Genomic DNA, 26,588 nt, shown 5'->3' on the forward strand with positions numbered 1-26,588 from the left:
GCGAAAATATAGTATCATTATATTAGAGGTTAGACATTAATTTAAATTTTAAATGTATTGAAAGAGAGAATAATATGACAAGAAATATTGGTACAGTAGCTCGTGGTGTTCGTTGCCCGATTATTCGTCAGGGAGATGACTTATCTGAAATGGTAGTAAATTCAGTTATAGAGGCAGCAAAAACTGATGGATTTGAACTAGGTGATAGGGATGTAATAGGTATAACAGAATCAATAGTTGCAAGAAGCCAGGGAAACTATGCTTCTATATCAGCTATTGGTCAGGATGTTAAAAACAAATTAGGTGGAGAAACAGTTGGAGTAATATTCCCAATTTTATCTCGTAATAGATTTGCAATATGCCTAAAGGGTATAGCTCTTGGTGCAAAGAAGGTAGTATTGATGCTTTCATATCCTAGAGACGAGGTTGGTAACCAGTTATTGACTGAAGATCAGCTGGAAGAAAAGGGAGTAGATCCATATTCAACAGTTCTTTCACTTGAAGAATATAGGAATCTTTTTGGAGAAAATATTCACCCATTTACTGGTGTAGACTATGTGGATTATTACTCAGAAGTTGTAAGATCAGCTGGAGCTGAGGTAGAGATAGTATTTGCCAACCATGCAGTTGAAATATTGAACTACACAACTAATGTAATAAACTGTGATATCCATACTAGGAGAAGAACAAGCAGAATCCTTAAGGACAAGGGTGCTAAGGTATATGGAATGGATGAAATCTTAAATGAATCAGTAGATGGAAGTGGATTTAACACTAAGTATGGTCTACTTGGATCAAACAAGTCTACAGAGGACAGTGTAAAGTTGTTCCCAAATGACTGTATGGACCTAGTATACGATATACAGAAGAAGCTATTAGAAAAGACAGGCAAGCATATAGAAGTCATGGTATACGGAGATGGAGCCTTCAAGGATCCAGTTGGACAGATTTGGGAGCTTGCTGACCCAGTTGTATCACCAGCCTACACAGATGGACTTGAGGGCACACCAAACGAATTGAAGTTAAAGTATCTAGCAGACAATGACTTCAACGATTTGTCAGGCCAGGCCTTAAAGGATGCTATATCTGATAGGATAAAGGCAAAGGATGAATCATTAGTTGGTAAGATGGAGTCAGAGGGTACTACACCAAGAAGACTAACTGACCTTATTGGATCACTTTGTGACCTAACAAGTGGATCAGGAGACAAGGGTACTCCAATAGTTCTTGTTCAGGGATATTTTGATAACTATACAAATAACTAATAAAAGTTGAGTGCACTTAAGTATGTGTACTAGCAAATAAAGAATTTAGTATTAAAGCAACAAGTATTTAGGAGGGTAAGTAAATGGCAAAAATATTGATAAGTCCGAGCAAGTATATACAGGGTCCTGGAGAATTAAGCAATCTAGGTACCTATGCTGAAAATCTAGGTAAAAAAGCCTTGGTTATAATCAGTGAATCAGGCTACAAAAGAGTTGGAAAGGGTATAGAGTCAGGCTTTGAGAAATCGTCTGCAGATGTAGAGTTTTGCTACTTCAATGGTGAATGTTCATCTCAGGAAGTTGATAGGATAATAGAAAAGTATATCAATAATGGAGAGTGTGACATGATATTTGGTGTAGGTGGTGGAAAGATAGCCGATACAGCCAAGGCAGTTGGTTACTATACTAAAAAACCAGTTGGTGTATGTCCAACAGTTGCATCTTCAGATGCTCCATGTAGTGCTCTTTCTGTTTTATATACTGAAGATGGAGTATTTGATAAGTACCTATTTTTACCTAAGAATCCAGACATAGTAATGATGGATACAGATGTAATATCAAAATCACCTGTAAGACTTACTGTTTCTGGTATTGGAGACGCTCTTGCAACATACTTTGAAGCTAGAGCATGTAAGGCTAGTGGGGCTGTATCATGTGCAGGTGGTACTATAACACAGGCTGCTATGGCTCTTGCTGAATTGTGCCTAAATACACTACTATCTGAAGGTTTTAAGGCAAAAGTCGCTCTTGAGGCAGGAGTTGTGACTGAATCTGTCGAAAAGTTAATAGAGGCCAATACATTACTAAGTGGTCTAGGATTTGAGTCAGGTGGACTTGCTGGAGCTCATGCTATCCATAACGGTCTTACTGCTCTTGAAGAGGCCCACAATATGTATCACGGTGAGAAGGTTGCCTTTGGAACTTGTGTACAGCTTATATTAGAAGATGCTCCTTTGGAAGAAATAGAAGAAATATATAATTTCTGTATAGAGATGGGACTACCTGTAACTCTAGAAGAATTGGGTGTTACAGACTTATCTGAGGATAGGTTGATGGAAGTTGCTAGACTTGCATGTTCTCCTGATGACACTATACACAATATGCCATTCGAAGTTAACGAAAAGAAGGTATACAGTGCAATTATCGCTGCTGATAATATGGGAAGGAAGTATTTAGGCAAATAATCGAGAATTAGGAGGTAATAAAATGTCAAATGTAGAGTCAACAAAATACAGGTGTAGACCATGTGGTTACGTTTACGATCCAGAAAAGGGTGTGCCTGAATATGGGATTGAACCAGGAATCAAGTTTGAAGATCTTCCGGATGACTGGGTATGTCCTAAGTGTGCTGCCAGTAGGTGGATGTTTGAAAAAGTTGAATAGAATAGATTTTTTATTAAAGACTATATAAAACAAAAAAGTGGACTTGTGTCCACTTTTTTTGTTTTTGAATCTAAATTTTGTAATATATATGAAAAGTATTGGCCTCTTATTTTGACCACTTTGAAAGTGCAGCCTTATCTGCTACAACAATTACATCGTTATGTAACTGTAGTATACTGGCTGGAAGTTCAGGAGTGATTGGTCCATTTAGGGCCTTGTCTAGTATTTCTGCCTTGTCTTGACCAGATACTATAAGTACGATCTTTTTTGCCTGCATTATTGACTTGATACCCATTGTATAGGCCTGCTTTGGAACATCATCCTCAGAATCAAAAAATCTCCTGTTGGCCTCTATTGTAGTCTGTGCTAGATCAACACAGTGAGTTTCCTTTTCAAATTGTTCGCCCGGTTCGTTAAAGCCTATATGACCATTGTGGCCAAGTCCTAGTAACTGTAGGTCAACTCCACCTGTGTTTCTGATAATTTCGTTGTATTTTGAGGTAGCTTTTTCAGTATCCATTTCAAGTCCGTCTGGTACGAAAGTTTTCTTCTTATCTATATTGATATGATCAAAGAAGTTTGTGTTCATAAAGTAACGGTAACTCTGTTTGTTATTTGGATCTAGTCCCTTGTATTCATCTAAGTTAACACTTGTAACATTAGAAAAATCTATGTCTCCCTTTTCATACCATTCTATAAGCTGCTTGTAAGTACCAAGTGGTGAAGATCCTGTAGCAAGTCCTAGCACACAGTTTGGTTTCATTATTACTTGGGCAGAAAGTATGTTTGCTGCCTTTCTACTCATATCTTTATAGTCTTGAGCCTTATAAATTATCATAAATATGTCCTCCTATTGATTGTTTTTATATTTATAGTACTGAATTATATTATTTGCATTTTTTAATTGTGTCATTTTCCTTATTTAATATCAAAATGTATTATTTTCCTGACTTAATATCAAAAATAGATTTTTTAATAAATCCACTTCTTAGATACTAGTATAAATGAGAAAAAAATTATTTCAAGGATAAGTAGAATATTTGAAGGAACTTTCAAGAATATATATAATTAGGACTGGGAAAATTGGAAAATGGTATCATTGTTAAAGGTAATATGAAATATATTTCAGAATGAATAATATATATTGAAATATAATTCACGCTGGTATATACTTAGTGGCATAGGAAGACAAAGGAAAATAAGGAGGTTGATCATGACTGATAAAAGTAAGATAAAGTCTATTGAAGGCAAATTAATAGTATCTTGTCAGGCTCTAGAAAATGAACCGCTTCATTCTTCTTTTATTATGGGAAGGATGGCAAGGGCAGCTAAAGAAGGTGGAGCTGTCGGCATAAGAGCCAATACAAGAGAAGATATAGAAGAGATTCAAAAACAAGTAGACCTGCCAATTATTGGTATAGTAAAAAAGGATTACGAAGGATCTAAGGTATATATAACACCTACTATGGATGAGGTTGATGATTTGATGAAAGCTAGACCAGAGATAATAGCCATGGATGCAACTAGCGACCTTAGACCAAACAATAAGAGCCTAGATGATTTCTTTAAAGAAGTAAAGGCCAAGTATCCAGACCAATTATTTATGGCAGACTGTTCTACAGTTGAGGAGGCAGTACACGCAGATGAATTAGGTTTTGATTTTATAGGCACTACAATGGTTGGTTATACAGACCAGTCAAGAGGAGACAAGATTGAAGCCAATGATTTTGAAATTCTTAGAAAGATTGTAGAAAAGGTGAGTAACAAGGTGATCGCTGAAGGAAATATAAACACACCTGAGAAGGCAAAGAGAGTGATTGAACTTGGGGCCTACAGTGTAGTAGTTGGTTCTATAATTACAAGACCACAGTTGATTACAAAGTCTTTTGTAGAAAAGATGGAAGAAAAATAATATATAAAAACAGTAAAAAAAACAAGATATATACTACTAGTATTTGATAAATTAAAAAATGAAATTATAATATTAAATTATTTGTGATAGGGAGGAAAACGTAACTATGAAAAATCTTGAAAAGTACAAGGGAGTAATACCAGCATTTTATGCATGCTATGATGAAGAGGGTAATGTAAGTCCTGAAAGAGTAAGAGAACTTACAAAATACTTTATAGGAAAGGGAGTTAAGGGTCTATATGTAAATGGTTCTTCTGGAGAGTGTATCTACCAGAGCGTGGAAGATAAAAAGGTTATTCTTGAAAATGTAATGAAAGAAGCAAAGGGTAAATTAACTATAATTGCCCATGTTGCTTGCAACAATACTAAGGACTCACAGGAATTAGCAGCTCATGCAGAAAGCCTAGGAGTAGATGCTATAGCAGCTATACCACCTATATACTTTAGACTACCAGAATATGCAATAGCCCAGTACTGGAATGATATATCAGATGCAGCTCCAAACACTGATTTTGTAATATACAACATACCTCAGTTAGCAGGTGTTGCCCTAACAGATAGCCTATTTGCTGAGATGAGAAAGAACCCAAGAGTTATCGGTGTTAAGAACTCATCAATGCCTGTTCAGGATATACAGATGTTCAAGAAGGCTGCTGGAGAAGACTACATAATATTCAATGGTCCAGATGAACAGTTTATCTCAGGTAGAGTAATCGGTGCAGAAGGTGGAATAGGTGGTACATATGGTGTTATGCCTGACTTATTCCTAAAGATGGATGAGTATGTAAGAGCTGGTAAGTTCGATATAGCAAGAGAAATCCAGTATGATGTAAACGAAGTAATATACAAGATGTGTTCAGCTCATGGCAATATGTATGCTGTGATAAAGGCAATTCTTAAGATAAATGAAGGTCTTGAAGCTGGTAGCGTAAGAAAGCCACTAGCAGCTCTAATAGAATCAGATATGGCAATAGTTGAAGAGGCTGCCAAGATGGTTAGGGATGCAAGAGCTAAGTACATAGGATAATCGGGAGGACTATATGCAGGGATTTACTAAGATTGATTTAATAATATTAATTGCCTACCTATCAGCAGTTTTATTTGCTGGTCTTCACTTCTCAAAAAGGGAGATGAAGGGAAAAGAATACTTTAAGGGTGATGGAACAGTACCTTGGTGGGTAACATCAGTATCAATATTCGCAACACTACTTAGTCCAATTTCATTCTTGTCATTGGCAGGTAACTCATATGCGGGAACATGGATCATGTGGTTTGCTCAGTTGGGTATGCTAGTTGCGATACCTTTTACAATAAGATTTTTCTTACCTATATACAGTAAGTTAGGTATAGATACAGCCTACCATTACCTTGAAATAAGATTTAAGAGTAAGGGACTTAGAATACTTGGAGCAGTGATGTTCATAATATACCAGGTTGGACGTATGTCTATCATAATGTACCTACCATGTATGGTACTTTCTAAGTTAATGGGTGTAAATGTAAACATATTAATCATAATAATGGGTGTTATAGCAATTATTTACTCATATACAGGTGGTTTAAAGTCAGTACTATGGACAGACTTTATCCAGGGAGCTGTCTTACTTGTAGGTGTTACTTTTGGTCTTATATACCTTCTTGTCAACATAAATGGAGGTATGGGAGCTGTTATGGAACAGTTGGCCAACAACCACAAGTTCTTAGCTGTTGATCAGCCATTATTCGATGCCAATATATTTAGGGATAGTATCTTCCTATTAATAGTAGGTGCTGGTCTAAATACAATGGGATCATATGTATCAAGTCAGGATATAGTTCAGAGATTTACAACTACAACTGATACTAAGCAGTTAAACAAGATGATGGTAGCAAATGGATGCCTATCAATATTCATAGCTACAGTATTCTACCTAATAGGTACAGGACTATATGTATTCTATCAGGTACAGGGTAATATGTTACCACCAGCTGCCCAGCAGGACCAGATATTTGCATCATGGATAGCATTTGAGCTACCAGTAGGTGTAACAGGTATACTTCTTGCCGCTATATATGCAGCTGCCCAGTCAACACTTTCTACTGGACTTAACTCAGTAGCATCAAGTTGGACTCTAGATATACAGGCTCGTATAAACAAGAAAGAATTGAGTTTTGAAAAGCAGACTAAGATAGGTCAGAATGTATCTCTAATAGTAGGTATATTTGCAATAGTAGTAGCTATAGTACTTGCTCATGGAGGAGTAAAGTCAGCATATGAATGGTTCAATGGATTTATGGGACTAGTTCTAGGTATACTAGTAGGTACATTTGTACTAGGTGCCTTCACTAAGGTTGCCAACAAGTTTGGCGCTACACTTGCCTTTATAGCTGCATCATGTGTAATGGTATATATTAAGTACTTTGTTGACCCAGCTAAGATTTCTTTCTGGTCATACTCAATTATATCAATAGCAGTTTCTTTGGTTGTCGGTCTTGTAGCCTCAATAGCTTGGGCAAAAATCAAGGGCATAAAAGAAGAACCACCAGCAAATACAACTATATACGGAGACTAGCAGGAGGTACAAAATGATATTTGGAAATGTAAAAAATTTAAGTGAATACTCATATCTTGAAGAACAAATAAAAGAGTGTTTTGACTACTATAAAAACAATGATTTAAAATCTTTTGAAAAGGGATCACACGAAATAGATGGTCAGAGGTTATTTGTTAATATAGTTGAGTATACAACTACTAAGCCAGAAAATAGGTTTTGGGAAGCACATAAGAACTATTTAGACCTACATTTGATGTTGGATGGTTGTGAGCAGATAGACCTAAACTTTATAAACAATATGAAGCTAGGTGAATTTGTTGAAAAGGATGATTTCCTACCAATGGAAGGCCCTAAGAACTCTTCTGTAGTCTTAAGAGATGGAGATTTCTTGATATGTTATCCTGCAGATGCTCATATGACAGCAGTAGCAGTTGATGAGCCTCAAAAAATAAAAAAAGCTATTTTTAAGATTCAGATATAATCTTGAGTTATAATAAAGAGGCAGGATGCAAATAAGCATATGCCTCTTTGTCATGTACATATATAAATTGTATGTAACTAATAAAATTATTTAACCAATAAAGAGGACTACTAAGGAGTAATATTATGAAAAAGTATATCAGTATAGATATAGGTGGTACAGCAATTAAGTATGGTCTAATAGATGAAAATGACCAAATATTAGAAAGCCACCAGATGTATACAGAAGCATCCAAGGGGGGACCACAGATATTGACTAAGGCCATATCAATTGTGGAATCATATCTTGGACAAGGAAAAGAAAATAAGGACGATATAGTCGGCATATGTATATCTACAGCAGGGGTAGTAGATACTAAAAAGGGTATGATATATCACTCAGCTCCACTTATACCAAACTACACAGGTGTTAATTTCAAGCAGACTATGGAAGAAAGATTTGGAATAAATTGTGAGGTAGAAAATGATGTCAATTGTGCCGGTATAGCCGAATATATGTCAGGATCATCAAAGGATAGCAAACTTGCCCTTATGCTCACAATTGGTACAGGTATAGGTGGTTGTGCTATATTAAATGGTCAGGTTCTTCATGGAGTGTCTGGCTCAGCTTGTGAAGTTGGCTATATGAAGATGGGGGATAGCGACTTTCAGACACTTGGTTCAGCCAAGACCCTTGTTGAAAGTGTAGCCAATATGAAGGGGGACGATGTTGGTGAATGGAACGGAATAAGAGTATTTGAAGAAGCTAAGAAAAATGATAAAATATGTATGAGGGCAATAGACAATATGTGTGATGTTCTAGGTCAGGGAATAGCAAATATATGCTACATCCTAAATCCTGATACAGTTGTATTAGGTGGGGGCATCATGGCTCAGGGAGACTATCTTAGAGACAAGATAGAAAATAGTTTAAGAAAAAATTTGGAGGACGGTATATCTAGACATACTAGTTTGAAGTTTGCAAGCCATAAAAATTCAGCTGGTATGTTAGGCGCCTACTACAATTTTAGGAATATAGAAAAAATGAGCCTTAGATAGGAGGTAAAAAGTGGGATATTATATTAAGTCTGTGGTTGCTGTAATAGAATCCAACTATGAAAACTTTACTACAGTAGAGAAGAACATAGCTGACTTTTTCATTCACAATGACAAAAGACAGGATTTTTCTGGCAAAAAGCTGGCACAAAAATTATTTGTATCTGAAGCATCACTTTCAAGATTTGCTCAAAAGTGTGGTTTTAGAGGTTATAGGGAATTTATTTACCAGTATAGCGAGAATTTTGTTGAGAAACAGGAGGATATGGCAGACAATGTCAGTCAGGTACTGAGCACTTATCAAGAATTGCTTAATAAGACCTATAGTCTTGTAGATGAAAACCAGTTAAAAAGAGTAGTTGACTACCTAAACACATCTGAAAAAGTATTTGTATGTGGCAAGGGATCATCAGGACTAGCTGCAAATGAAATGGAGCTTAGGTTTATGAGAATAGGTGTTAATATAGACTCTATTATAGATTCAGACCAGATGAAGATGAGGGCTGTGTTCCAGAATGAAAACAACCTTGTTTTTGGAGTGAGTATAAGCGGTGAGACTCAAGAAGTCTTATACTTTTTAAAAGAAGCCCACAAGAAAAATGCAAATACTGTATTGATTACTTCACAGACTAGGGATTCTTACCAAGAATATTGTTCAGAGGTTGTCCTAATACCATCTCTTAGACATTTAAACCACGGTAATGTCATATCACCACAGTTCCCCATATCTATCATGGTTGATATAATGTATTCTCACTTTGTACAAAATGACAAGAACAAGAGAGCTAGAATGCATGGAGATACAATCAAGGCCTTGGGAGACGGTTTTAAAAGGGAAGATGATAACTAACTAGACTGGATAAGAGTATATTAATTTATGATGTTAGTTAAAATTTAAGCTTTAAGGAGGCTAATATGATATTAAAAGCAAAATACATAGTATTAAAAGATAGGATGCTGGAAGATTCAGCTATATTGATAGAAGACAAGAAGATTAAAAAAATCCTAAGTTCTGATAAACTTGAAGGCAAGGAAGTAATTGACTATAAGGACTCTATTATTTGTCCTGGATTTGTAGATACACACGTTCACGGATTTTGTGGGCATGACTTTATGGACAAGTCTGATGAAGGGCTAAGGTCTATATGTAGGGATATACTAAAGGCGGGTGTTACTTCAATCCTACCTACGACACTTACAGCATCAGAAGACGACATAATGGAGGTTGTAAGAATAGTCAAGGACAACAAGGATGCCTACGGTGCCAAAATCCAGGGAATCTTTCTTGAAGGACCATTCTTTACTGAAAAGCACAAGGGGGCCCAAAACCCAAGTTATTTCCTAAAGCCTGAAATAGAAAAATTGAGAAAGTGGCAGGGAATAGCTGGTGGCATGATTAAGAAGGTAGCACTTGCACCTGAACTTGAAGGCAGTGAAGAATTTGTACAAAAGGCAAGAGAGATGGGTATATATGTAGCCCTTGGTCACAGCGATGCTAGCTATGACGAGGCCAAGTCAGCAGTAGATGCAGGAGCTAATATATTTGTTCATACTTATAACGGAATGAGTGGACTTCACCACAGAAATCCTGGAATGGTAGGTGCTGCTATGACATTGGAGGATGTTTTTGCTGAACTTATATGTGATGGCCACCATGTACATCCAGTGGCAGCTGATGTCTTGATAAGGTCTAGGGGTTACCAAAGTGTTGCCCTAATCAGTGACTGCATGATGGCAGGTGGAATGCCAGTAGGTAAGTACAAGCTTGGAGACTATGATGTTGTCCTAGATGGAGAGACTGTTAGATTAGAAGAAGGCAACCTAGCTGGATCTGTCTTAAAGATGAGAGATGCTGTCAAGAATCTAGTTAAGTGGGGAATTGCAAGTCCCTTTGAGGCTATACAGATGGGAACACAAGTACCTGCAAAATCAGTAGGCATAGATAATGTCTGCGGTGTTATAGAGGAAGGAAGAGCAGCGGATATACTTGTATTAGATGATGAATTTTCAATAGTAGATGTTTATCTTAATGGAGAAAAGGTAGACTTTGGCAAGGAAAATTAATAGACTATAAATTTTGGTAAGTAGATTTATCACAAAGAAAGTTTTGTTTGGTGAGTAGACTTATTACAGAGGATATTTTAAAACTATAAAAGTCTTCTAGAATACTATTTTGCGAGTGTTCTAGAAGACTTTTTATTGTATATATGCTAGTCTGGATTATTTTTACTTGCCAGACTTACTTGTTGTTAAATTTATCTATATCCATAGTGGATTCCCAACGGTCTATCACAACCGCTATCCCTATTGAACACAAGAAGGAAGTGTTCCAACACTTGACCTAGATGACTTTAGGCTAGTAATATACCCTAAAAAGGTACCAATAAAGTAAAAATAGGAATTTATACAGTTTTTTTGTTTTTATAGGGTGTTTTTAGTAAATATTAATTCAATTTCATTTCCTTCTGTTTTTGACAGTTCTCTTCTAAACTCGTACCCATCTTCAGTGAAGTTCATCAGATATCTATAGTCATTTATTTTATTTTTTGCTATATATCTAAGCATCTTGCCCCTTGCTGACTTTGAGGCGGTAGATTCAATCTTTAACTTATCTTTTTTAATAACTTTGAATATACAAGTCACAAATATAATATCTTTTTTGACGTATTTTTTTATGACCTTAGAGTATTCATTTGATGCTAAATTTACAATTACACCCTCGCTGTTTTCTTCCAGGTCCTTATATATGGAGTCAGACCAGAAATCGTATAAATTTTTATGTAAGGTATTTCCATATTTCAGAGGTAACTTTGTCAGCATCTCAAGCCTATATGGGTATATTGAATCGCTTGGTTTTAGACAACCGTACAATCCACTTATTATACGCAAGTGCTTGTCCATATAGTCTAAGTCATCCTTGCTAAGACTAGTTGGGTCAATATTTTTATATTGGATTCCGCTATATGCAAAGAGAGCTGATAGGCCATTTTGATCAAATTTAAAGTCTTTGAACCTTTCTATATTAAGACTTGCCAAATCTTCCTTTATTTTCATTAGTTTTGATAATTCTTCAAGACACATATTTCTGAGTGAATCAATAATTATTTTAGATTTTTCAATTTGACTAGGTATTTGTTTGGACGAAGGGCTTGTTTCATTAAATCCCTTTGCCGGTGATATAAATGTTATCATAAATTTTCATCTCCATACTATATTTTTATTTGTTACTTATTATCTATATTACGATCTTAGATATATAGTATACCATATCTTGTATAATTGAAAGTAAAATTTGACTTTAATTTAGGATATATGAAAAGTTTAATTTAGTTATTATTTACGTAGACTATTATAGGCCTTTTTAGTAAAAGTACGTGATTTTTTTGTGGTGTAAAATAAAAATTGAACATTTAAATACATAAAAAGCCTTAAAGTTCGGAAAAAAGCCTTAAATTTTTGATTTTACGGAAAAAATGCTTGAAAAAATCTGTATATTGAGTTATTATTTTATTATAAAGTTCGTATATTATTCGTATATCAATAGATATATATTCGTGTATAGCTACTATCTAAGTATGTAGAAAGCTTTATGATATTAGTTAATGTAAATAATTTAAGAAGGAGAGTTTATAATGAAAATAGCAGTAGTAATGGGATCAAAGTCAGATCTACCAAAGTTGGAGTCTGGAATAGCTTTAATAAAGGAGTTTGGTGTTGAGGTTGCAGTAAGAGTTCTATCAGCCCACAGAACACCGGTTGAACTAACTAAGTTCCTAGAAGATATAAAGGATGATACAGATGTAATCATTGCAGCTGCAGGAAAGGCAGCACATCTACCAGGTGTTGTAGCTGCTCAGACAGTAACTCCAGTGGTAGGACTACCTATCAAGTCATCTACAATGGACGGTTTGGATTCCCTACTTTCAATGGTTCAGATGCCTGGTGGAATACCAGTTGCAACTGTAACTATAGATTCAGGACTAAATGCTGCTCTTATGGCACTTGAGATCATAGGTATCAAGTACCCTAAGATAGCAGAAAAGTTAGTTGACTACAGACAGAAGATGGCTGACAAGGTTCTAGCTGACGACGCATCTTTGGAAATATAATTTTATATAGTGATTTAAAAAGTTATCATATGTAGGGGATATATATCCCCTCATTTGCTTGAAATATAGAATAAAAAATATATTATAAAATAAATTTAAAAGGAGAAAAATATGTTAACTTATAAGGCTTCAGGTGTTGATATTGACGAAGGTAATAGAGCGGTTGATCTAATAAAAGGAAAGATAAAAGAAACTTATGATTCAAATGTAATAGGAGACTTGGGTAACTTTTCAGGTCTATATTCATTAAAAGACTTTATGGGTATGGAGGAGCCAGTTCTTCTTGCTTCGACAGATGGTGTAGGAACAAAGTTAAAGATAGCCCAGCTTATGGACAAGCATGACACAGTAGGTATAGACTTAGTCGCTATGTGTGTAAATGACTTGATATGTCAGGGAGCTAGACCTATGTTCTTCCTAGATTATATAGCCCTTGGAAAACTAGTACCTGAACACATAGAGAAGGTAGTTGGTGGTATAGCTGACGGATGTAAGATGTCTGGATGTGCACTAATAGGTGGTGAAACTGCTGAAATGCCAGGTATGTATGCTGATGATGACTATGATTTAGCTGGTTTTTCAATAGGTATAGCTGATAAGAAGAAGATAGTAAGCGGTAAGGATGTTAAATCTTCAGATGTGCTTGTAGGTGTATCATCAAGTGGTATCCACTCAAATGGTTTCTCATTTATAAGAAAGATATTCCTAGAAGAGTACAAGTATGACCTAAGCACTCAAATAGAAGAGCTAGGTATGACACTTGGTCAGGCTCTTCTTACTCCAACAAAGATATATGTTAAGCTAGCACTTGATATACTAGCAAAGCACAATATAAAGGCAATTGCCCACATAACAGGTGGTGGACTTGTGGAAAATGTAGTAAGGGTTATACCTAAGGGACTAGGATTAGATATAGATACAAAGTCTTGGGACAAGGACCCTATATTCAAGATGATTGAAGGTTTTGATGCTATTGAAAAGAGAGAATTACACAAGTCATTTAACATGGGAGTTGGTCTAGTGTTTATTGTAGACAAGGAAGACGCAGATGCCCTTGTTAAGTTTATAAATGAAAGACCAAATGACAATGCCCAGTATGTTGATCCAATATACAAGGACCTTATGGAAGATAAGGCCTATATAATTGGTTCAGTTACAGATTCACACGAAGGTGTAGAACTTTTATAAAAACAATTAATATATGAGGAGTTAACATGAAGAATATAGGGGTATTGGTTTCAGGTGGTGGTACCAACCTCCAGTCAGTGATAGACAATATAGAGTCTGGCAAAATAAATGGTCAAATAAAGGTAGTAATATCAAATAAGGAATCAGCTTATGGTCTTGAAAGAGCTAGAAAGCATGGGATAAAGGCTATTTACTTAAATGATGAAAAAGAAATAATCGAAGAATTAAAAAATAATGATGTAGACCTAGTAGTTTTGGCAGGTTTCTTGAAGATACTTAGCCACGATTTTACAAGGGCATTTGAAAATAAGATAATAAATATTCATCCATCTTTAATACCGTCATTCTGTGGCAAGGGTTACTATGGCTTAAAGGTTCATGAGGCTGCTGTAGAATATGGTGTTAAGGTAAGTGGAGCGACAGTACATTTTGTAGATGAAAATACAGATACTGGTGCAATCATCATGCAAAAGACTGTAGATGTCTTACCTGATGATTCTGCTCAAGACCTTCAGAAGAGGGTTCTATGTGTAGAACATGAGATACTTAGTCAAGTGATTGCTAAGTTCTGCGAGGATAAGATTAAGTTAGTAGGTAGAAGGGTTTATATAGAAGACTAGAGGAGGTCATTTAGAATGAAGAGAGCTTTAATTAGCGTTACAGATAAGACAGGTGTTGTAGGGTTTGCAAAGAAGCTAAACGACCTTGGTTATGAAGTAATATCAACAGGAAATACTTTTATGAAATTAGATGAAAATGGTGTAAAGGTAATCCAGGTAGAAGAAGTAACAAACTTTCCAGAAATATTGGATGGTAGAGTTAAGACTTTAAATCCATACATCCATGGTGGTATACTATATAGAAGAGACCTTGAAAGTCATGTTGAAACTGTTAAGGAACACAATATAGGGTCTATAGATATAGTTGTAGTCAGCCTATATGATTTTGAGGGGGCTGTAAAGAGCAAAAAGTCACATGAAGACATAATTGAAAATATAGATATAGGTGGACCATCAATGATTAGGTCTGCATCAAAGAACTACAAGGATGTAGCAGTTGTTGTAGATATAGCTGACTATGATATGATAATAGAAAAGTTAGAAAATGGTGGGCTTACAGAAGAAGATAGAAGAAACCTAGCCTATAAGGCATTTGCAACAACAGCTAGATATGATGCCTTGATATCTTCATATTTTGCAGGTGTTGTAGGAGATACATATCCAGATATGATGACGCTTACATTTGAAAAGGATACAGAACTTAGATATGGCGAAAATGGCCACCAGAGAGGATTCTTATATTCTCAGCCAAATGCCAAGAACCCAATCCTTAATTATGAACAGCTAAATGGCAAGGCATTGTCTTTTAACAATATAAATGACCTACATGGTTGCCTAGAGTTTATGAGGGAATTCAAGGATGATGACCAGGTAGTTGCTGTTGCCATCAAGCACGCTAATGCTTGTGGTGTTGGTCTTGGTAAGGACAGTCTGCAAGCATACACAAAGTGTTTTGAATCAGACAAGATATCAATATTTGGTGGTATAGTAGGTATAACATCTACAGTGGACGTAGCTACAGCAAAGATGTTAAAAGAGATATTCCTTGAAATAGTTGTAGCATATGATTTTGAAGATGAAGCCCTAGAAATACTAAAGACTAAGAAGAACCTAAGAGTCCTAAAGTTGGCTAAGATTGAAAAAAGCAAGCAAGTGCTTGATATGAAGTATCTTGACGGAAAATTGCTTGTTCAGGACAAGGATGTAATAAGAAATGAAAAGAGAGATGTAGTGACTAAGATTGCTCCATCTGAAGACCAGTTAAGAGACATGGACTTTGGAATGAAGGTAGTCAAGAACCTAAAGTCTAATGCAATAGTGATAGTAAAGGATGGTCAGACTTTGGCTTCTGGCTGTGGTCAGACATCTAGAATATGGGCCCTATCTAATGCCCTAGTAAACAATAAAGATAAGAACTTTGAAGGTTCAGTACTTGCATCTGATGCCTTTTTCCCATTTGATGACTGCGTAAGACTTGCTGCTGAATACGGCATCAAGGCTATAGTGCAGCCAGGTGGATCTATAAGGGATGAAGATTCTATCAAGGCTTGTGATGAACTTGGATTATCGATGGTATTCACAGGTGCTAGACATTTTAAACACTAATTAAAAATACAGTGCTAGTCTCAAGTGGGCTAGCACTATAATGGACTAATCGCGTATGGGAGGTTTGTATGAAGATTTTAGTAGTAGGTGGCGGTGGTAGAGAACACGCTATCTGTTGGAAGTTAAGTCAGGAAAAGAATGTTGAAAAAATCTATTGTGCACCAGGTAATGCGGGAATATCTAATGTGGCTGAATGCCTTGATATCAAGGATACAGAACTAGATAAGTTAGCTGATTTTGCATATGATAATAAGATTGACCTTACAATAGTAGGACCAGAAGTTCCGCTAGTGATGGGTATAACTGATATATTTAAAGAGAGAGGTCTAAGGGTATTTGGACCTGATAAGTCTTGTTCTAGGTTAGAGGGTAGCAAGTTATTCTCTAAGGAGTTTATGGTAAGACATGATATTCCAACTGCAAAGTACAAAGAATACACTGATATAGAAAAGGCTAAGGCTGAAATAGATAGCTTTGGGTATCCGGTCGTAATAAAGGCTGATGGTCTTGCAGCGGGTAAGGGGGTTGTGATACCTACTACAAGAGAAGAAGCCCTTGAAACTCTTGATATAATAATGAAGGACAAGAAGTTTGGAGAGGCTGGTGACCTAGTAGTTGTAGAAGAATTCTTAACAGGCGTTGAGACATCAATCCTTGCCTTTGTTGATAAGAATACTATAATACCTATGGAATCTGCTAAGGACCACAAGAAGATATTTGAATTAGAAACTGGACCTAATACTGGTGGTATGGGTACTTTCTCACCATCAACTATATATACAGACGAACTTGCAAAGAAGGTATATGATGAAGTATTGATAAAGTCTTTAGAGGGATTCCAGAAAGATGGCTTAGAATTTAGAGGTATCCTATTTGTAGGTCTAATGCTTACTCCAAATGGAGAAAAGGTACTTGAGTACAACTGTAGGTTTGGAGACCCTGAAACTCAGTCAGTACTTATGAGACTGGAAACTGACCTATCTGAAATTATGATGGCTGTTACAGAGGACAGACTAGAAGATGTACATATCAAATACACTGATGAGGCTGCAGCTTGTGTAGTACTTGCATCTGGTGGATACCCTGAAAGCTATGAAAAGGGCAAGGTAATAAAGGGACTTGATAATGTAGATGACTCTATAGTGGTATTCCACTCAGGAACAAAGTTTGTAGACCAAGATATAGTTACAAATGGCGGTAGAGTACTAGGTGTATGCTCTAGAGGTAAGACTGTAGAAGATGCCGCTAATAATGTATATGCTAATATAGATAAGATAAGCTTTGAAAAAATGCACTATAGAAGGGACATAGGAGTTAAATATGAGCAGAGTAAATAGAGTTTTTGTTGAAAAAAAGGACGGATTTGACCTAGAGTCAAAAGCAATGCAAAGTGACATACTTGATAGTCTTCATATATCAGTTGAAGGACTAAGAGTTATAAATAGATATGATATAGAGGGTATAGGACAAGATGTCTATAAGAAGGTCGCTGAAACTATTTTATCAGAGCCAAACCTAGACAATGTATACTACGAAGAAGTGCCAACAAGAGGTCATGAAAGGATGTTTGCTATCGAATACCTACCAGGCCAGTATGACCAGAGGGCTGACTGGGCTGCTATGTGTGCAGAAATAGTGAATGATGGTAATAGACCTATAATCAACTCATCTAAGCTTATAATAATAGGATCTAGCATCAGTGATGAAGAATTTGCCAAGATAAAGGACTTCTCAATAAATGCAGTGGATTCAAGAGAGGCATCTTTAGATAAGCCTGAAACTCTTGAAATGGTATATGACTTACCAGAGTCAGTTGCAACTATGGATGGATTTATAGACCTTGACCAGGCTGGGCTTGAAAGTTTTCTTGCTGAACTAGGACTTGCTATGACAATAGATGACCTAAAGATGGTTCAGGAATACTTTAGGGATGATGAAAAGAGAAACCCAACTATAACAGAAATCAAGGTCCTAGATACTTACTGGTCAGACCACTGTAGACATACTACATTTATGACTAGACTAGCAAATATAGATATACCAGAGGGAAGATTTACCAACATAGTAAAGGAAACATACGATAGATACCTAGAAGATAGAAAGTTTGTATACGGTGATAAGGAAAAAGACATATGTCTAATGGATATGGCAACTGTTGCTATGAAGAAGCTAAAGAAGGAAGGCAAGCTGGCTGACCTTGATGAATCAGAAGAAATAAATGCTTGTTCAATAAATATAGACGTTGAAATAGACGGCAAGAAGGAAGAGTACCTTCTAATGTTCAAGAACGAAACACACAACCACCCAACTGAAATAGAGCCATTTGGTGGTGCAGCTACTTGTCTAGGTGGAGCTATAAGAGATCCATTGTCAGGTAGATCATATGTATATCAGGCCATGAGAGTTACAGGTTCTGCAGATCCAAGAACTTCTCTAGAAGATACACTTGCAGGTAAGCTAATGCAAAAGAAGATAACTACTGGTGCTGCTAACGGATATTCTTCATATGGTAACCAGATAGGTCTATCAACTGGGCAGGTATCAGAAGTGTACGATGAAGATTTCGTTGCTAAGAGGATGGAAGTTGGCGCAGTAATAGCAGCGGCTCCAAAGGAAAATGTAATAAGAAAGAGACCAGATGCTGGTGATGTAATCATCCTACTAGGTGGTAAGACTGGTAGAGATGGTTGCGGAGGTGCTACTGGTTCATCTAAGGAACATTCAGAAGAGTCTATATCTACTTGTTCAGCAGAAGTACAGAAGGGTGATGCTCCTAACGAGAGAAAAATCCAGAGATTCTTCAGAAATGCTGAAGCAGTAAAGATGATAAAGAGATGTAATGACTTTGGTGCAGGTGGAGTATCTGTTGCCATAGGTGAAATAGCAGACTCACTAGACATCAATCTTGACCTAGTTCCTAAGAAGTACGATGGTTTAGATGGTACAGAGCTTGCTATATCTGAATCTCAGGAAAGAATGGCAGTTGCTATCGAGCCACAGAACATGGCTAGGTTTATAGAACTTGCCAACCTTGAAAACCTTGAAGCAACTCATGTTGCTACAGTAACAGATTCAGGATATATGAGAATGAACTGGAAGGGCAAGGATATAGTAAATATCAAGAGAGCCTTCCTAGACAAGAATGGTTGTAAGCAGGATGCAGATATCAAGGTAGAAAAAATAGACGACCAATCTAGCTATACAGACCTAAGAGAAGTTACTAAGTCTGAAACAGGTATCAAGGACAAGTATATGGCAGCCTTCAAGGACCTAAATGTTTGTTCACAGAGGGGTCTTGTAGAGAAGTTTGACAATACTATAGGTGCATCCACTGTAATTCTACCATTTGGCGGTAAGTACCAGGCAACACCAGCCAATGGTATGGTTGCCAAGATACCTCTATTAAAGGGTACAACTAATACTTCATCAATAATGACATATGGATATAATCCAAAGATAGGTAAGTGGTCAACATTCCACGGGGCTATGAACGCAGTTGTAGAATCAGTTGCCAAGCTAGTTGCCCTAGGTGGTGAATATTCATCAGCTAGACTTACATTCCAGGAATACTTTGAAAGACTAGGAAAGAACCCTTCATCTTGGGGTAAGCCATTTGCAGCCCTACTAGGAGCTTATTATGCCCAGACAGAATTTGAGATACCAGCAATAGGTGGTAAGGACTCAATGTCAGGTACTTTCAAGGATATCAATGTACCACCAACACTTGTATCATTTGCAGTTAATACTCAGGATGCAGGCAAGGTAGTATCTCAGGAAATAAAGAAGGCAGGATCAAAGTTAGTCCTAGTTGAAGCAGTAGAAAAAGACTATGCCTTCCCAGATTTTGACCAGATGAAGAAGAATTTTGATATTATAACTAAGGCTATCATGGAAGAAAAGGTACTTACAACTTATGCCCTAGGATTTGGTGGACTAGGTGAAGCCCTTGCCAAGATGGCATTTGGTAACAAGATAGGTCTAGAACTTTCAGCTGATTTTGAAGCTTCAATGGAAAGTGCAGACGACTTATTTAGACCAAGCTATGGCTCAATAGTTCTAGAAATGGCAGAAGAAGACCTTGGATTACTTGAAGGTGCTACATATAAGGTTATTGGACAGACTATTGAAGTTTCATCAATTAAGGCCTTTGGTGAATCTATCAGCCTAAATGAATTATTAAAGGTATCTGAGGGTGTACTTGAATCAACATTCCCAACTAAGGCTTCAAAGATATTAACTGACGATATAAGAAATATAAGCTTTGAAAGAACGGGAGAGCTTAAGAAGGCATCTATATCAATAGCCAAGCCAAGAGTATTTATACCAGCCTTCCCAGGAACTAACTGTGAATATGATTCGGCTAGAGCCTTTGAAAGGGCAGGAGCAGAAGCTAAGATAGGCGTATTTAGAAATATGACTTACAAGGATATAGAATCATCAATAGATATGATGGTTGATGAGATAAATAATAGCCAGATAATAATGATACCAGGCGGTTTCTCAGCAGGTGATGAGCCAGATGGTTCAGCCAAGTTTATAGCTACAGTATTCAGAAATCCTAAGATAGAAGAGGCTGTAATGAAGCTATTAAACGAAAGAGATGGTCTAATGATAGGTATCTGTAATGGATTCCAGGCCCTAATCAAGCTAGGTCTTGTTCCATACGGTGAAATCATGACTCCATCAGATCATATGCCAACACTTACTTACAACAATATAGGTCGTCACCAGGCCAAGATGGTAAGGACTAGAGTTGCATCTAACAAGTCACCATGGCTTGCTGGAACAAAGGTTGGAGACGTTCACTCAATAGCCATATCTCATGGTGAAGGTAAGTTCGTCGCATCTGAAGAAGTGATGAAGAGCCTGATCGAAAATGGCCAGATAGCAACCCAGTATGTTGACTTTGACGGAAACGCTACATATGATATAGACTTCAACCCTAATGGTTCATACTATGCAGTTGAAGGTATCACATCAGCTGATGGTAGGGTCCTAGGAAAGATGGGTCACTCTGAGAGAATCGGTGAAAACGTGGTAAAGAATATAGTTGGAGCAAAAGACCAGCACTTATTCGAATCAGGAGTTAAGTACTTTAAATAGGAAATATATTAGTATGAGCCGCTCCCCAAGAGCTTAGAAATAAAATCTAAGGCTAGGGGGCGGTTTTTATATAGTTAATATGTTACTATTATGTTTTTATACTGGTCAAACTTGAAATTTCACAAGCTAGGTATAAAATCGATGGAATTTTCTGTTGACTTATATATAGCAATATTATAATATTAGAATATAATGATTAAGCGATACTTTTTTGGAATATATAAAATATAAGAAAGTAAAAATAGAGGTGATTTAATGGAATTAAAAACTAAGAGCGAAGAACTAACAGAGTATGCTGATCTCTTAAAGGCTATAGCACATCCTGTTAGGTTGTGTATTGTAAAGGGACTTATTGAAAATGGACCCCACAATGTGTCGGATATGCATTCATGTCTTGAGATGGCTCAGTCAACAGTTTCCCAGCATCTTGCAAAATTAAAGTCAGCAGGAATATTGACAAGTGAAAGAGTAGGAACTGAGATAATATATTCAGTAGATAACAAGTTTATAGAGGAAATAATAAAAAAAATTGAGATATAAATATTTTGTCGCTTTGACAAGAAAGGTGGTAAGAAAATGAAAAAGATATTAATAGTTGGTGGTGTTGCTGGTGGTGCTACAGCAGCTGCAAGGTTGAGAAGACTGGACGAAACTAGTCAGATTATAATGTTTGAACGTGGCGAATATATATCATTTGCCAATTGCGGTCTTCCATATTATATAGGTGGAGTGATTGAAAATAGGGAAGCCCTACTAGTTCAGACAGTTGAAGGTATGTCTAAGAGATTCAACCTAGACATCAGAAATTTCAGTGAGGTAGTGAGCATTGACCCAGAAAATAAGACTATAAGCGTCAAGAACTTAAAAACTAATGAAGAATACAAAGAATCATATGATGAATTAATCTTATCACCAGGTGCTAGCCCAACCAAGCCACCTATTCCAGGTTTGGATAAGGCAGACAATGTATTTACTTTGAGAAATATACCTGATACAGACAGGATAAAGGCCTATGTAGATGACAATAGACCAAAGGAAGCAGTAGTAATTGGTGGTGGTTTCATAGGTGTTGAAATGGCAGAAAACTTGGTTGAAAGAGGAGTAAAGGTTCACCTAATAGAAATGCTAGAGCAGGTCATGGCTCCATTTGATTATGAAATGGCTCAAATCCTACATGGACATATGGAAGACAATGGAGTTGACCTAATACTTGGAGATGGTGTTGATTCCTTCAAAAACGATGGAAATACAATTGTCTTAAAGGGCGGTAAGCAAATAAGTACTGACATGACTATTCTATCTATAGGTGTTAGACCAGAAAACCAGCTGGCAAAGGATGCGGGTCTAGACCTAGGACCTAGGGGACACATATTAGTAGATGAAAATATGATGACTTCAAAAGACCATATATATGCAGTAGGTGATGCTATACAGACAAAGGACCTAATATTCCAGGAAGGCGCAAGTATTGCCCTGGCGTCTCCAGCCAATAGACAGGCCAGAATAGTTGCAGACAGGATAAATGGTATAGATTCTAAGTACAAGGGTGTTCTTGGTACATCAGTAGCTAAGGTATTTGATATGACTGCTTCTTCAACAGGAAACAACGAAAAGAAGTTAAAGCAGATGGGAATAGAAAACTACGAAACAGTCCACCTACACCCACTATCAAATGCAGGTTACTATCCAACTGCTAACCCAATGGATTTAAAACTTATATTTGAAGTTCCAAGTGGTAAGGTCTTAGGAGCGCAGGCAATAGGATATACAGGTGTAGAAAAGAGAATAGATGTAATAGCTACTGCAATAGCTGCAGGTATGACAGTTAGAGAACTTCAGGATATAGAGCTAGCATATGCACCACCATTCTCTTCTGCCAAGGACCCAGTTAATATGGCAGGATACGCAGCCAGTAATATACTAGACGGATTAGTTAAGAAGGTTGATGTCATGGAAATTGACCAGTTAGTTGAGGATGGAGAATACCTACTAGACATAAGAACTGGAGAAGAGTATTCACTAGGCAACATCAATGGATCTGTAAATATACCGCTTGATGAATTAAGAGACAGGATGGATGAAATACCAAAGGATAGAATTATATACGTTAACTGCCAGGTTGGACTAAGAGGTTACCTAGGTTGTAGAATACTAAACCAGAATGGATTTAACACTTATAATTTAGATGGTGGTTATTCATTGTATTCAAACTACAAGAGGGTGATCAAAAAAGACACTTCATGCATCCAGGGCAAGGGTATAGCTTGTACAGATAATTCCGATGCTTTGCCAAAAAAAGTAATTAATGATGAGAACATAATATAGAGGACTACAGTGCCAAGGTCCAATAGTCAAGATATTCACTGCTTTATATAGGGCTCGACAATAGATTAATGATAAAGTAATAAATAAACTATATAGATATAGATTTTTTAAATAGTAATTATTTTCAAGATATAAAATATCTATTTATAAAAAAGTTTATTTTATGCTTACATCTTATTTGTTATGGTATAATTACGATGTATGCAAAAATCCAAAGTATAAACGTAAATTGTTTGGATTTTTTATAGCATTAATTAATTTATTTGGAGGTTATTATGAAATTAAAGAAAAAAGCTCTACTTACATTGAGTGCTTTCTTGATGCTATCTTCTCTAAGTGCTTGTGCACCTAAAAAGACAGAAGATACTTCTAAGAAGGAAGAAACAAAGATCGAGACAGCTAAAACAGAAGATGTAGAAGCAGCACTTAAGGATGGAAAGACAATAGTTCTTGATGCGAGAAGCAACGATGCCTATAATGGTTGGGCTCTTGATGGCGCCAAGAGAGGTGGTCATATCAAGGGTGCATCAGATTTTTCTGCAAAATGGTTAAGTAGTGACTATGATGAAAAGGGTAACCTAGAAGCATACTCAAGAGAGCAGGTTCTTAAAGACGCTATGAAGAATAAGAACTTGACTAAGGATTCAAAGGTTATAGTATATGACACAAATGACAAGGATGCTATGGCAGTTGCCCAGTACCTATCTGGAAAGGGCATCAAGGATATAAAAACATACAATGCCAAGGAATGGATAGATGGTGAAAAGGAACTTGCATCATACAAGAACTACCATCTTTTAGTTGCTCCAAGCATTGTAAAGTCAATTGTTGATGGTAAGACTCCAGAAGGTTTTACAACAGCTAAGGATATTAAGGTTGTAGATGTAAGATGGGGAGGCAACAAGGAATCAGGATATTTGCAGGGCCATGTACCAACAGCAATACATATAAATACAGATGATATTGAGCCACCTAAGAAGAATAAGAAAGGTGACACAGAATGGAAGCTTGCAGATGACAAGGCTTTAGTTAAGTTGTTACTAGACAATGGCATAACTTCTAGTGACTGTGTTATAGCAACAAGTCCAGAACCAATGGCAGCAGCTAGATTTGCAGTTGTATGCAAGTATCTTGGTGTTAAGGATGTTAGAATAATGAATGGTGGTCTAGTTGGATGGTCATCAAATGGTTATGAACTAGCTACTAAGGAAGAAACTCCAAAGAAGGCAAGTGATTTTGGTGTTACTGCTCCACAGAATCCTGCTTTAATTGATACAATGGAAGAAGCTAAGGCTATGCTTGAAAACAAGGATAAGAATGTACTTGTTGACAATAGAACTATAGGCGAGTACCAGGGTAAGGTAACAGGTTATTCATACCATAAGAAAAAGGGTAGAATACCAGGTGCAGTATATGGTCATGCTGGAATTAAGAATTCAAGCTCAATGTACTACTATAGAAATATAGATAAGACTATGAGAAATGCCCAGGAAATAGAAGAATTATGGAAGAAGGATGGAATTGATACTTCTAAGCACCTATCATTTATGTGTGGTAGTGGTTGGAGAGCATCTGAAATACTATGGTACTCAATGGTAATGGGTATGGAAAATACATCTTTATACAGTGATGGATGGATAGGATGGTCAAATTCAGGCCTACCTACTGAAGCTGGGGATAACAAGTAGTAAATATAAATTAATATATAAAAAATGTAAATTTTAGAGTATATTAGTAGAAATTTGGAGTAATATGTTTGAAAGAATTAAAAAAATATTAATTGTATTATTATGGTTTGTGCAATTTGCATTATGTCTAGCAATAAAATACCTGGAGAAACTTTCAAGAGTTAAAGCAGGTGTTAACCATCACTTGTATTTCAAAAAAGAAGAGTATATGCAGATGTTTTTTACAGATGAAAAGATAAGGATTATGTTTATCTGTGCTCTGGTATTATTGGCTATTGCCCTACTACTTATGATGGTTGCAAAGAATAAAAAAAATATTTGGATGGGACTTGGAACTATTAACCAATGTCTCTGGTCATCTGTATTTATATATGACCTAATTGCAAAATCAGCACTTGAAAGCATTGTTTATCCTTATGCTATGTTTGTACTTTCTATTAATATAGTCATAGCCGTTGTCATGATTTTATTGGGAGCAAGCTTACAAACAAAAGTCAAAATACAAGAAAATATTAATAACAAATAATAAATCACGGCATCATAAGGTTATGGTGCCGTTTTCAAAAATAAATATTTTTAAGGAGGGTTTAATGAATACTTTAATATGCTACAAAAAATGTACTACTTGCAAGGCAGTAGAAAAATTGATGAAAGACCAGGCTATTGATTATGGAATAAGGGAAATAGACAAGGACAATCCAACAAAAGATGAATTAAAGAAATGGAAGGAAATGTCAGGTCTAGATTTAAAGAGATTTTTCAATACTAGTGGTAAAATATACAAGGAAATGGGCCTATCTAAAAAGCTAAAGGATATACCAGAGGATGAACAGTTTGATATGCTTGCTAGTGATGGTATGCTAGTTAAAAGACCCATATTATTGTTAGATGATAGTAGAATATTTGTAGGACCTGATGTTAAAAAATACCTTTTAGGAGAGCTTGATGAAGATAAATAAGTAAATGGACTTGGTAGACTATACGATGTAGTAAATGGCCTATATCTTGATTAAAAATATATAAAGGTAGACAAATAATAAATCCCCAGAAATTACATTATCTGGGGATTTTAATTATAGGGACGTGTCCCTGTTGAGCTCGCAAAGCGTGCGAAACAATAAACCACCCGCTATGCGGGTGCGCGACAGATGTTATACAAAAAAATCACCATTCCATAGTATAATTGAATTGTTCAAGCTCAATAATACGAATAGGAAGGTGATTTTATGGCAAACAAAGCGAACAGCTTGTCTCATACAAAATGGATGTGTAAATATCACATTGTGTTTACTCCAAAATACAGGAGAAAAATAATATACAATCAATACAGAAATAGTATTGGTAAGATATTGAGACAACTATGTTCATACAGAGGTGTTGAAATACTCGAAGGTCATCTGA

General features: G+C 36.3%; 24 protein-coding genes. 22 read left to right on the forward strand and 2 right to left on the reverse strand.

Annotated features, from left to right (window positions below; all coding sequences use genetic code 11):
- Window positions 1-74 precede the first annotated feature (74 nt).
- The 3 genes from F823_RS0104960 to F823_RS0104970 all read left to right on the forward strand — a co-directional run bounded on the left by F823_RS0104960 (window position 75) and on the right by F823_RS0104970 (window position 2,648).
- Window positions 75-1,265, forward strand: a complete 1,191-nt coding sequence (locus F823_RS0104960) for a coenzyme F420-0:L-glutamate ligase (RefSeq protein WP_002844254.1) — start codon at window positions 75-77, stop codon at window positions 1,263-1,265.
- A gap of 83 nt (window positions 1,266-1,348) precedes the next feature.
- A complete protein-coding gene (locus tag F823_RS0104965) occupies window positions 1,349-2,449 on the forward strand; it encodes a glycerol dehydrogenase (RefSeq protein WP_002844251.1) in 1,101 nt (366 codons plus the stop codon).
- 22 nt (window positions 2,450-2,471) lie between these two features.
- On the forward strand, window positions 2,472-2,648 hold the full coding sequence (locus F823_RS0104970) for a rubredoxin (protein WP_002844260.1): 177 nt from the start codon (window positions 2,472-2,474) through the stop codon (window positions 2,646-2,648).
- A gap of 106 nt (window positions 2,649-2,754) precedes the next feature.
- Here the strand turns inward: F823_RS0104970 and nagB are convergent, their stop codons facing one another.
- Entirely contained in the window at window positions 2,755-3,486 is a 732-nt protein-coding gene (gene nagB / locus F823_RS0104975) for a glucosamine-6-phosphate deaminase (protein ID WP_002842558.1), read from the reverse strand.
- Between the two features lie 375 nt (window positions 3,487-3,861).
- Between nagB and F823_RS0104980 the strand changes: the two genes are divergently transcribed.
- The 7 genes from F823_RS0104980 (at window position 3,862) to nagA (ending at window position 10,673) form a co-directional block, all read left to right on the forward strand.
- Entirely contained in the window at window positions 3,862-4,560 is a 699-nt protein-coding gene (locus tag F823_RS0104980) for an N-acetylmannosamine-6-phosphate 2-epimerase (protein WP_002842525.1), read from the forward strand.
- Window positions 4,561-4,666: 106 nt separating this feature from the next.
- Window positions 4,667-5,587 (forward strand): dihydrodipicolinate synthase family protein, encoded by a 921-nt coding sequence (locus F823_RS0104985; protein WP_002842580.1) that lies wholly within the window; start codon window positions 4,667-4,669, stop codon window positions 5,585-5,587.
- A gap of 13 nt (window positions 5,588-5,600) precedes the next feature.
- Window positions 5,601-7,112, forward strand: coding sequence for a sodium:solute symporter family protein (locus F823_RS0104990; RefSeq protein WP_002846721.1), 1,512 nt, complete (start codon window positions 5,601-5,603; stop codon window positions 7,110-7,112).
- 13 nt (window positions 7,113-7,125) lie between these two features.
- On the forward strand, window positions 7,126-7,575 hold the full coding sequence (locus F823_RS0104995; protein ID WP_002846722.1) for a NanQ anomerase/TabA/YiaL family protein: 450 nt from the start codon (window positions 7,126-7,128) through the stop codon (window positions 7,573-7,575).
- 125 nt (window positions 7,576-7,700) lie between these two features.
- Complete coding sequence (locus F823_RS0105000) at window positions 7,701-8,612, forward strand: ROK family protein (RefSeq protein WP_002846723.1); 912 nt, start codon at window positions 7,701-7,703, stop codon at window positions 8,610-8,612.
- Between the two features lie 10 nt (window positions 8,613-8,622).
- Entirely contained in the window at window positions 8,623-9,459 is an 837-nt protein-coding gene (locus tag F823_RS0105005) for a MurR/RpiR family transcriptional regulator (protein ID WP_002846724.1), read from the forward strand.
- 65 nt (window positions 9,460-9,524) lie between these two features.
- Window positions 9,525-10,673: an N-acetylglucosamine-6-phosphate deacetylase gene (gene nagA / locus F823_RS0105010; protein ID WP_002846725.1), complete on the forward strand. Its 1,149-nt coding sequence runs from the start codon at window positions 9,525-9,527 to the stop codon at window positions 10,671-10,673.
- Window positions 10,674-11,030: 357 nt separating this feature from the next.
- Here nagA and yaaA read toward each other — a convergent pair whose 3' ends face one another.
- The gene (gene yaaA, locus F823_RS0105015) at window positions 11,031-11,801 is read right to left on the reverse strand and encodes a peroxide stress protein YaaA (RefSeq protein ID WP_002846726.1); all 771 of its coding nucleotides are present in this window, start codon (window positions 11,799-11,801) and stop codon (window positions 11,031-11,033) included.
- A gap of 440 nt (window positions 11,802-12,241) precedes the next feature.
- Between yaaA and purE the strand changes: the two genes are divergently transcribed.
- The 12 genes from purE to F823_RS10840 all read left to right on the forward strand — a co-directional run.
- Window positions 12,242-12,718 (forward strand): 5-(carboxyamino)imidazole ribonucleotide mutase, encoded by a 477-nt coding sequence (gene purE, locus F823_RS0105020; protein ID WP_002846727.1) that lies wholly within the window; start codon window positions 12,242-12,244, stop codon window positions 12,716-12,718.
- A 111-nt stretch (window positions 12,719-12,829) separates the two neighbouring features.
- Window positions 12,830-13,906, forward strand: coding sequence for a phosphoribosylformylglycinamidine cyclo-ligase (gene purM, locus F823_RS0105025; RefSeq protein WP_002846728.1), 1,077 nt, complete (start codon window positions 12,830-12,832; stop codon window positions 13,904-13,906).
- A gap of 26 nt (window positions 13,907-13,932) precedes the next feature.
- Window positions 13,933-14,526 (forward strand): phosphoribosylglycinamide formyltransferase, encoded by a 594-nt coding sequence (purN, locus tag F823_RS0105030; RefSeq protein ID WP_002846730.1) that lies wholly within the window; start codon window positions 13,933-13,935, stop codon window positions 14,524-14,526.
- A gap of 15 nt (window positions 14,527-14,541) precedes the next feature.
- Complete coding sequence (purH, locus tag F823_RS0105035; protein WP_002846731.1) at window positions 14,542-16,071, forward strand: bifunctional phosphoribosylaminoimidazolecarboxamide formyltransferase/IMP cyclohydrolase; 1,530 nt, start codon at window positions 14,542-14,544, stop codon at window positions 16,069-16,071.
- 68 nt (window positions 16,072-16,139) lie between these two features.
- Entirely contained in the window at window positions 16,140-17,408 is a 1,269-nt protein-coding gene (gene purD, locus F823_RS0105040; RefSeq protein WP_002842528.1) for a phosphoribosylamine--glycine ligase, read from the forward strand.
- Window positions 17,392-21,174 (forward strand): phosphoribosylformylglycinamidine synthase, encoded by a 3,783-nt coding sequence (locus F823_RS0105045; protein ID WP_019595446.1) that lies wholly within the window; start codon window positions 17,392-17,394, stop codon window positions 21,172-21,174. The genes purD and F823_RS0105045 overlap by 17 nt, the downstream gene beginning before the upstream one ends.
- Window positions 21,175-21,429: 255 nt before the next feature.
- Window positions 21,430-21,714 (forward strand): ArsR/SmtB family transcription factor, encoded by a 285-nt coding sequence (locus F823_RS0105050; protein WP_002842538.1) that lies wholly within the window; start codon window positions 21,430-21,432, stop codon window positions 21,712-21,714.
- A gap of 36 nt (window positions 21,715-21,750) precedes the next feature.
- Entirely contained in the window at window positions 21,751-23,499 is a 1,749-nt protein-coding gene (locus F823_RS0105055; RefSeq protein WP_002846735.1) for a CoA-disulfide reductase, read from the forward strand.
- 275 nt (window positions 23,500-23,774) lie between these two features.
- Window positions 23,775-25,187: a sulfurtransferase gene (locus tag F823_RS0105060; protein ID WP_002842503.1), complete on the forward strand. Its 1,413-nt coding sequence runs from the start codon at window positions 23,775-23,777 to the stop codon at window positions 25,185-25,187.
- Between the two features lie 64 nt (window positions 25,188-25,251).
- The gene (locus F823_RS0105065) at window positions 25,252-25,713 is read left to right on the forward strand and encodes a hypothetical protein (protein WP_002842543.1); all 462 of its coding nucleotides are present in this window, start codon (window positions 25,252-25,254) and stop codon (window positions 25,711-25,713) included.
- Between the two features lie 64 nt (window positions 25,714-25,777).
- Window positions 25,778-26,146 carry a Spx/MgsR family RNA polymerase-binding regulatory protein gene (locus F823_RS0105070; protein WP_002842563.1) on the forward strand — a complete coding sequence of 123 codons (369 nt, stop codon included), beginning with the start codon at window positions 25,778-25,780 and terminating at the stop codon, window positions 26,144-26,146.
- A 267-nt stretch (window positions 26,147-26,413) separates the two neighbouring features.
- Window positions 26,414-26,588: IS200/IS605 family transposase (locus F823_RS10840; protein WP_019595447.1), on the forward strand; the 175-nt coding region annotated here is incomplete at its 3' end.

The sequence above is a fragment of the Peptostreptococcus anaerobius VPI 4330 = DSM 2949 genome (genome assembly GCF_000381525.1).
GTDB lineage: Bacteria > Bacillota > Clostridia > Peptostreptococcales > Peptostreptococcaceae > Peptostreptococcus > Peptostreptococcus anaerobius.

Coding starts and splice junctions, on each gene's coding strand:
- F823_RS0105000 (WP_002846723.1), top strand. CDS start 7,701: ATGAAAAAGTATATCAGTATAGATATAGGTGGTACAGCAATTAAGTAT.
- F823_RS0105045 (WP_019595446.1), top strand. CDS start 17,392: ATGAGCAGAGTAAATAGAGTTTTTGTTGAAAAAAAGGACGGATTTGAC.
- nagA (WP_002846725.1), top strand. CDS start 9,525: ATGATATTAAAAGCAAAATACATAGTATTAAAAGATAGGATGCTGGAA.
- F823_RS0104990 (WP_002846721.1), top strand. CDS start 5,601: ATGCAGGGATTTACTAAGATTGATTTAATAATATTAATTGCCTACCTA.
- F823_RS0104985 (WP_002842580.1), top strand. CDS start 4,667: ATGAAAAATCTTGAAAAGTACAAGGGAGTAATACCAGCATTTTATGCA.
- F823_RS0105055 (WP_002846735.1), top strand. CDS start 21,751: ATGAAAAAGATATTAATAGTTGGTGGTGTTGCTGGTGGTGCTACAGCA.
- F823_RS0104960 (WP_002844254.1), top strand. CDS start 75: ATGACAAGAAATATTGGTACAGTAGCTCGTGGTGTTCGTTGCCCGATT.
- yaaA (WP_002846726.1), bottom strand. CDS start 11,801: ATGATAACATTTATATCACCGGCAAAGGGATTTAATGAAACAAGCCCT.
- F823_RS0105050 (WP_002842538.1), top strand. CDS start 21,430: ATGGAATTAAAAACTAAGAGCGAAGAACTAACAGAGTATGCTGATCTC.
- F823_RS0105070 (WP_002842563.1), top strand. CDS start 25,778: ATGAATACTTTAATATGCTACAAAAAATGTACTACTTGCAAGGCAGTA.
- purM (WP_002846728.1), top strand. CDS start 12,830: ATGTTAACTTATAAGGCTTCAGGTGTTGATATTGACGAAGGTAATAGA.
- purH (WP_002846731.1), top strand. CDS start 14,542: ATGAAGAGAGCTTTAATTAGCGTTACAGATAAGACAGGTGTTGTAGGG.
- F823_RS0104980 (WP_002842525.1), top strand. CDS start 3,862: ATGACTGATAAAAGTAAGATAAAGTCTATTGAAGGCAAATTAATAGTA.
- F823_RS0104970 (WP_002844260.1), top strand. CDS start 2,472: ATGTCAAATGTAGAGTCAACAAAATACAGGTGTAGACCATGTGGTTAC.
- F823_RS0104965 (WP_002844251.1), top strand. CDS start 1,349: ATGGCAAAAATATTGATAAGTCCGAGCAAGTATATACAGGGTCCTGGA.
- purN (WP_002846730.1), top strand. CDS start 13,933: ATGAAGAATATAGGGGTATTGGTTTCAGGTGGTGGTACCAACCTCCAG.
- F823_RS0104995 (WP_002846722.1), top strand. CDS start 7,126: ATGATATTTGGAAATGTAAAAAATTTAAGTGAATACTCATATCTTGAA.
- F823_RS0105065 (WP_002842543.1), top strand. CDS start 25,252: ATGTTTGAAAGAATTAAAAAAATATTAATTGTATTATTATGGTTTGTG.
- purD (WP_002842528.1), top strand. CDS start 16,140: ATGAAGATTTTAGTAGTAGGTGGCGGTGGTAGAGAACACGCTATCTGT.
- nagB (WP_002842558.1), bottom strand. CDS start 3,486: ATGATAATTTATAAGGCTCAAGACTATAAAGATATGAGTAGAAAGGCA.
- F823_RS0105060 (WP_002842503.1), top strand. CDS start 23,775: ATGAAATTAAAGAAAAAAGCTCTACTTACATTGAGTGCTTTCTTGATG.
- purE (WP_002846727.1), top strand. CDS start 12,242: ATGAAAATAGCAGTAGTAATGGGATCAAAGTCAGATCTACCAAAGTTG.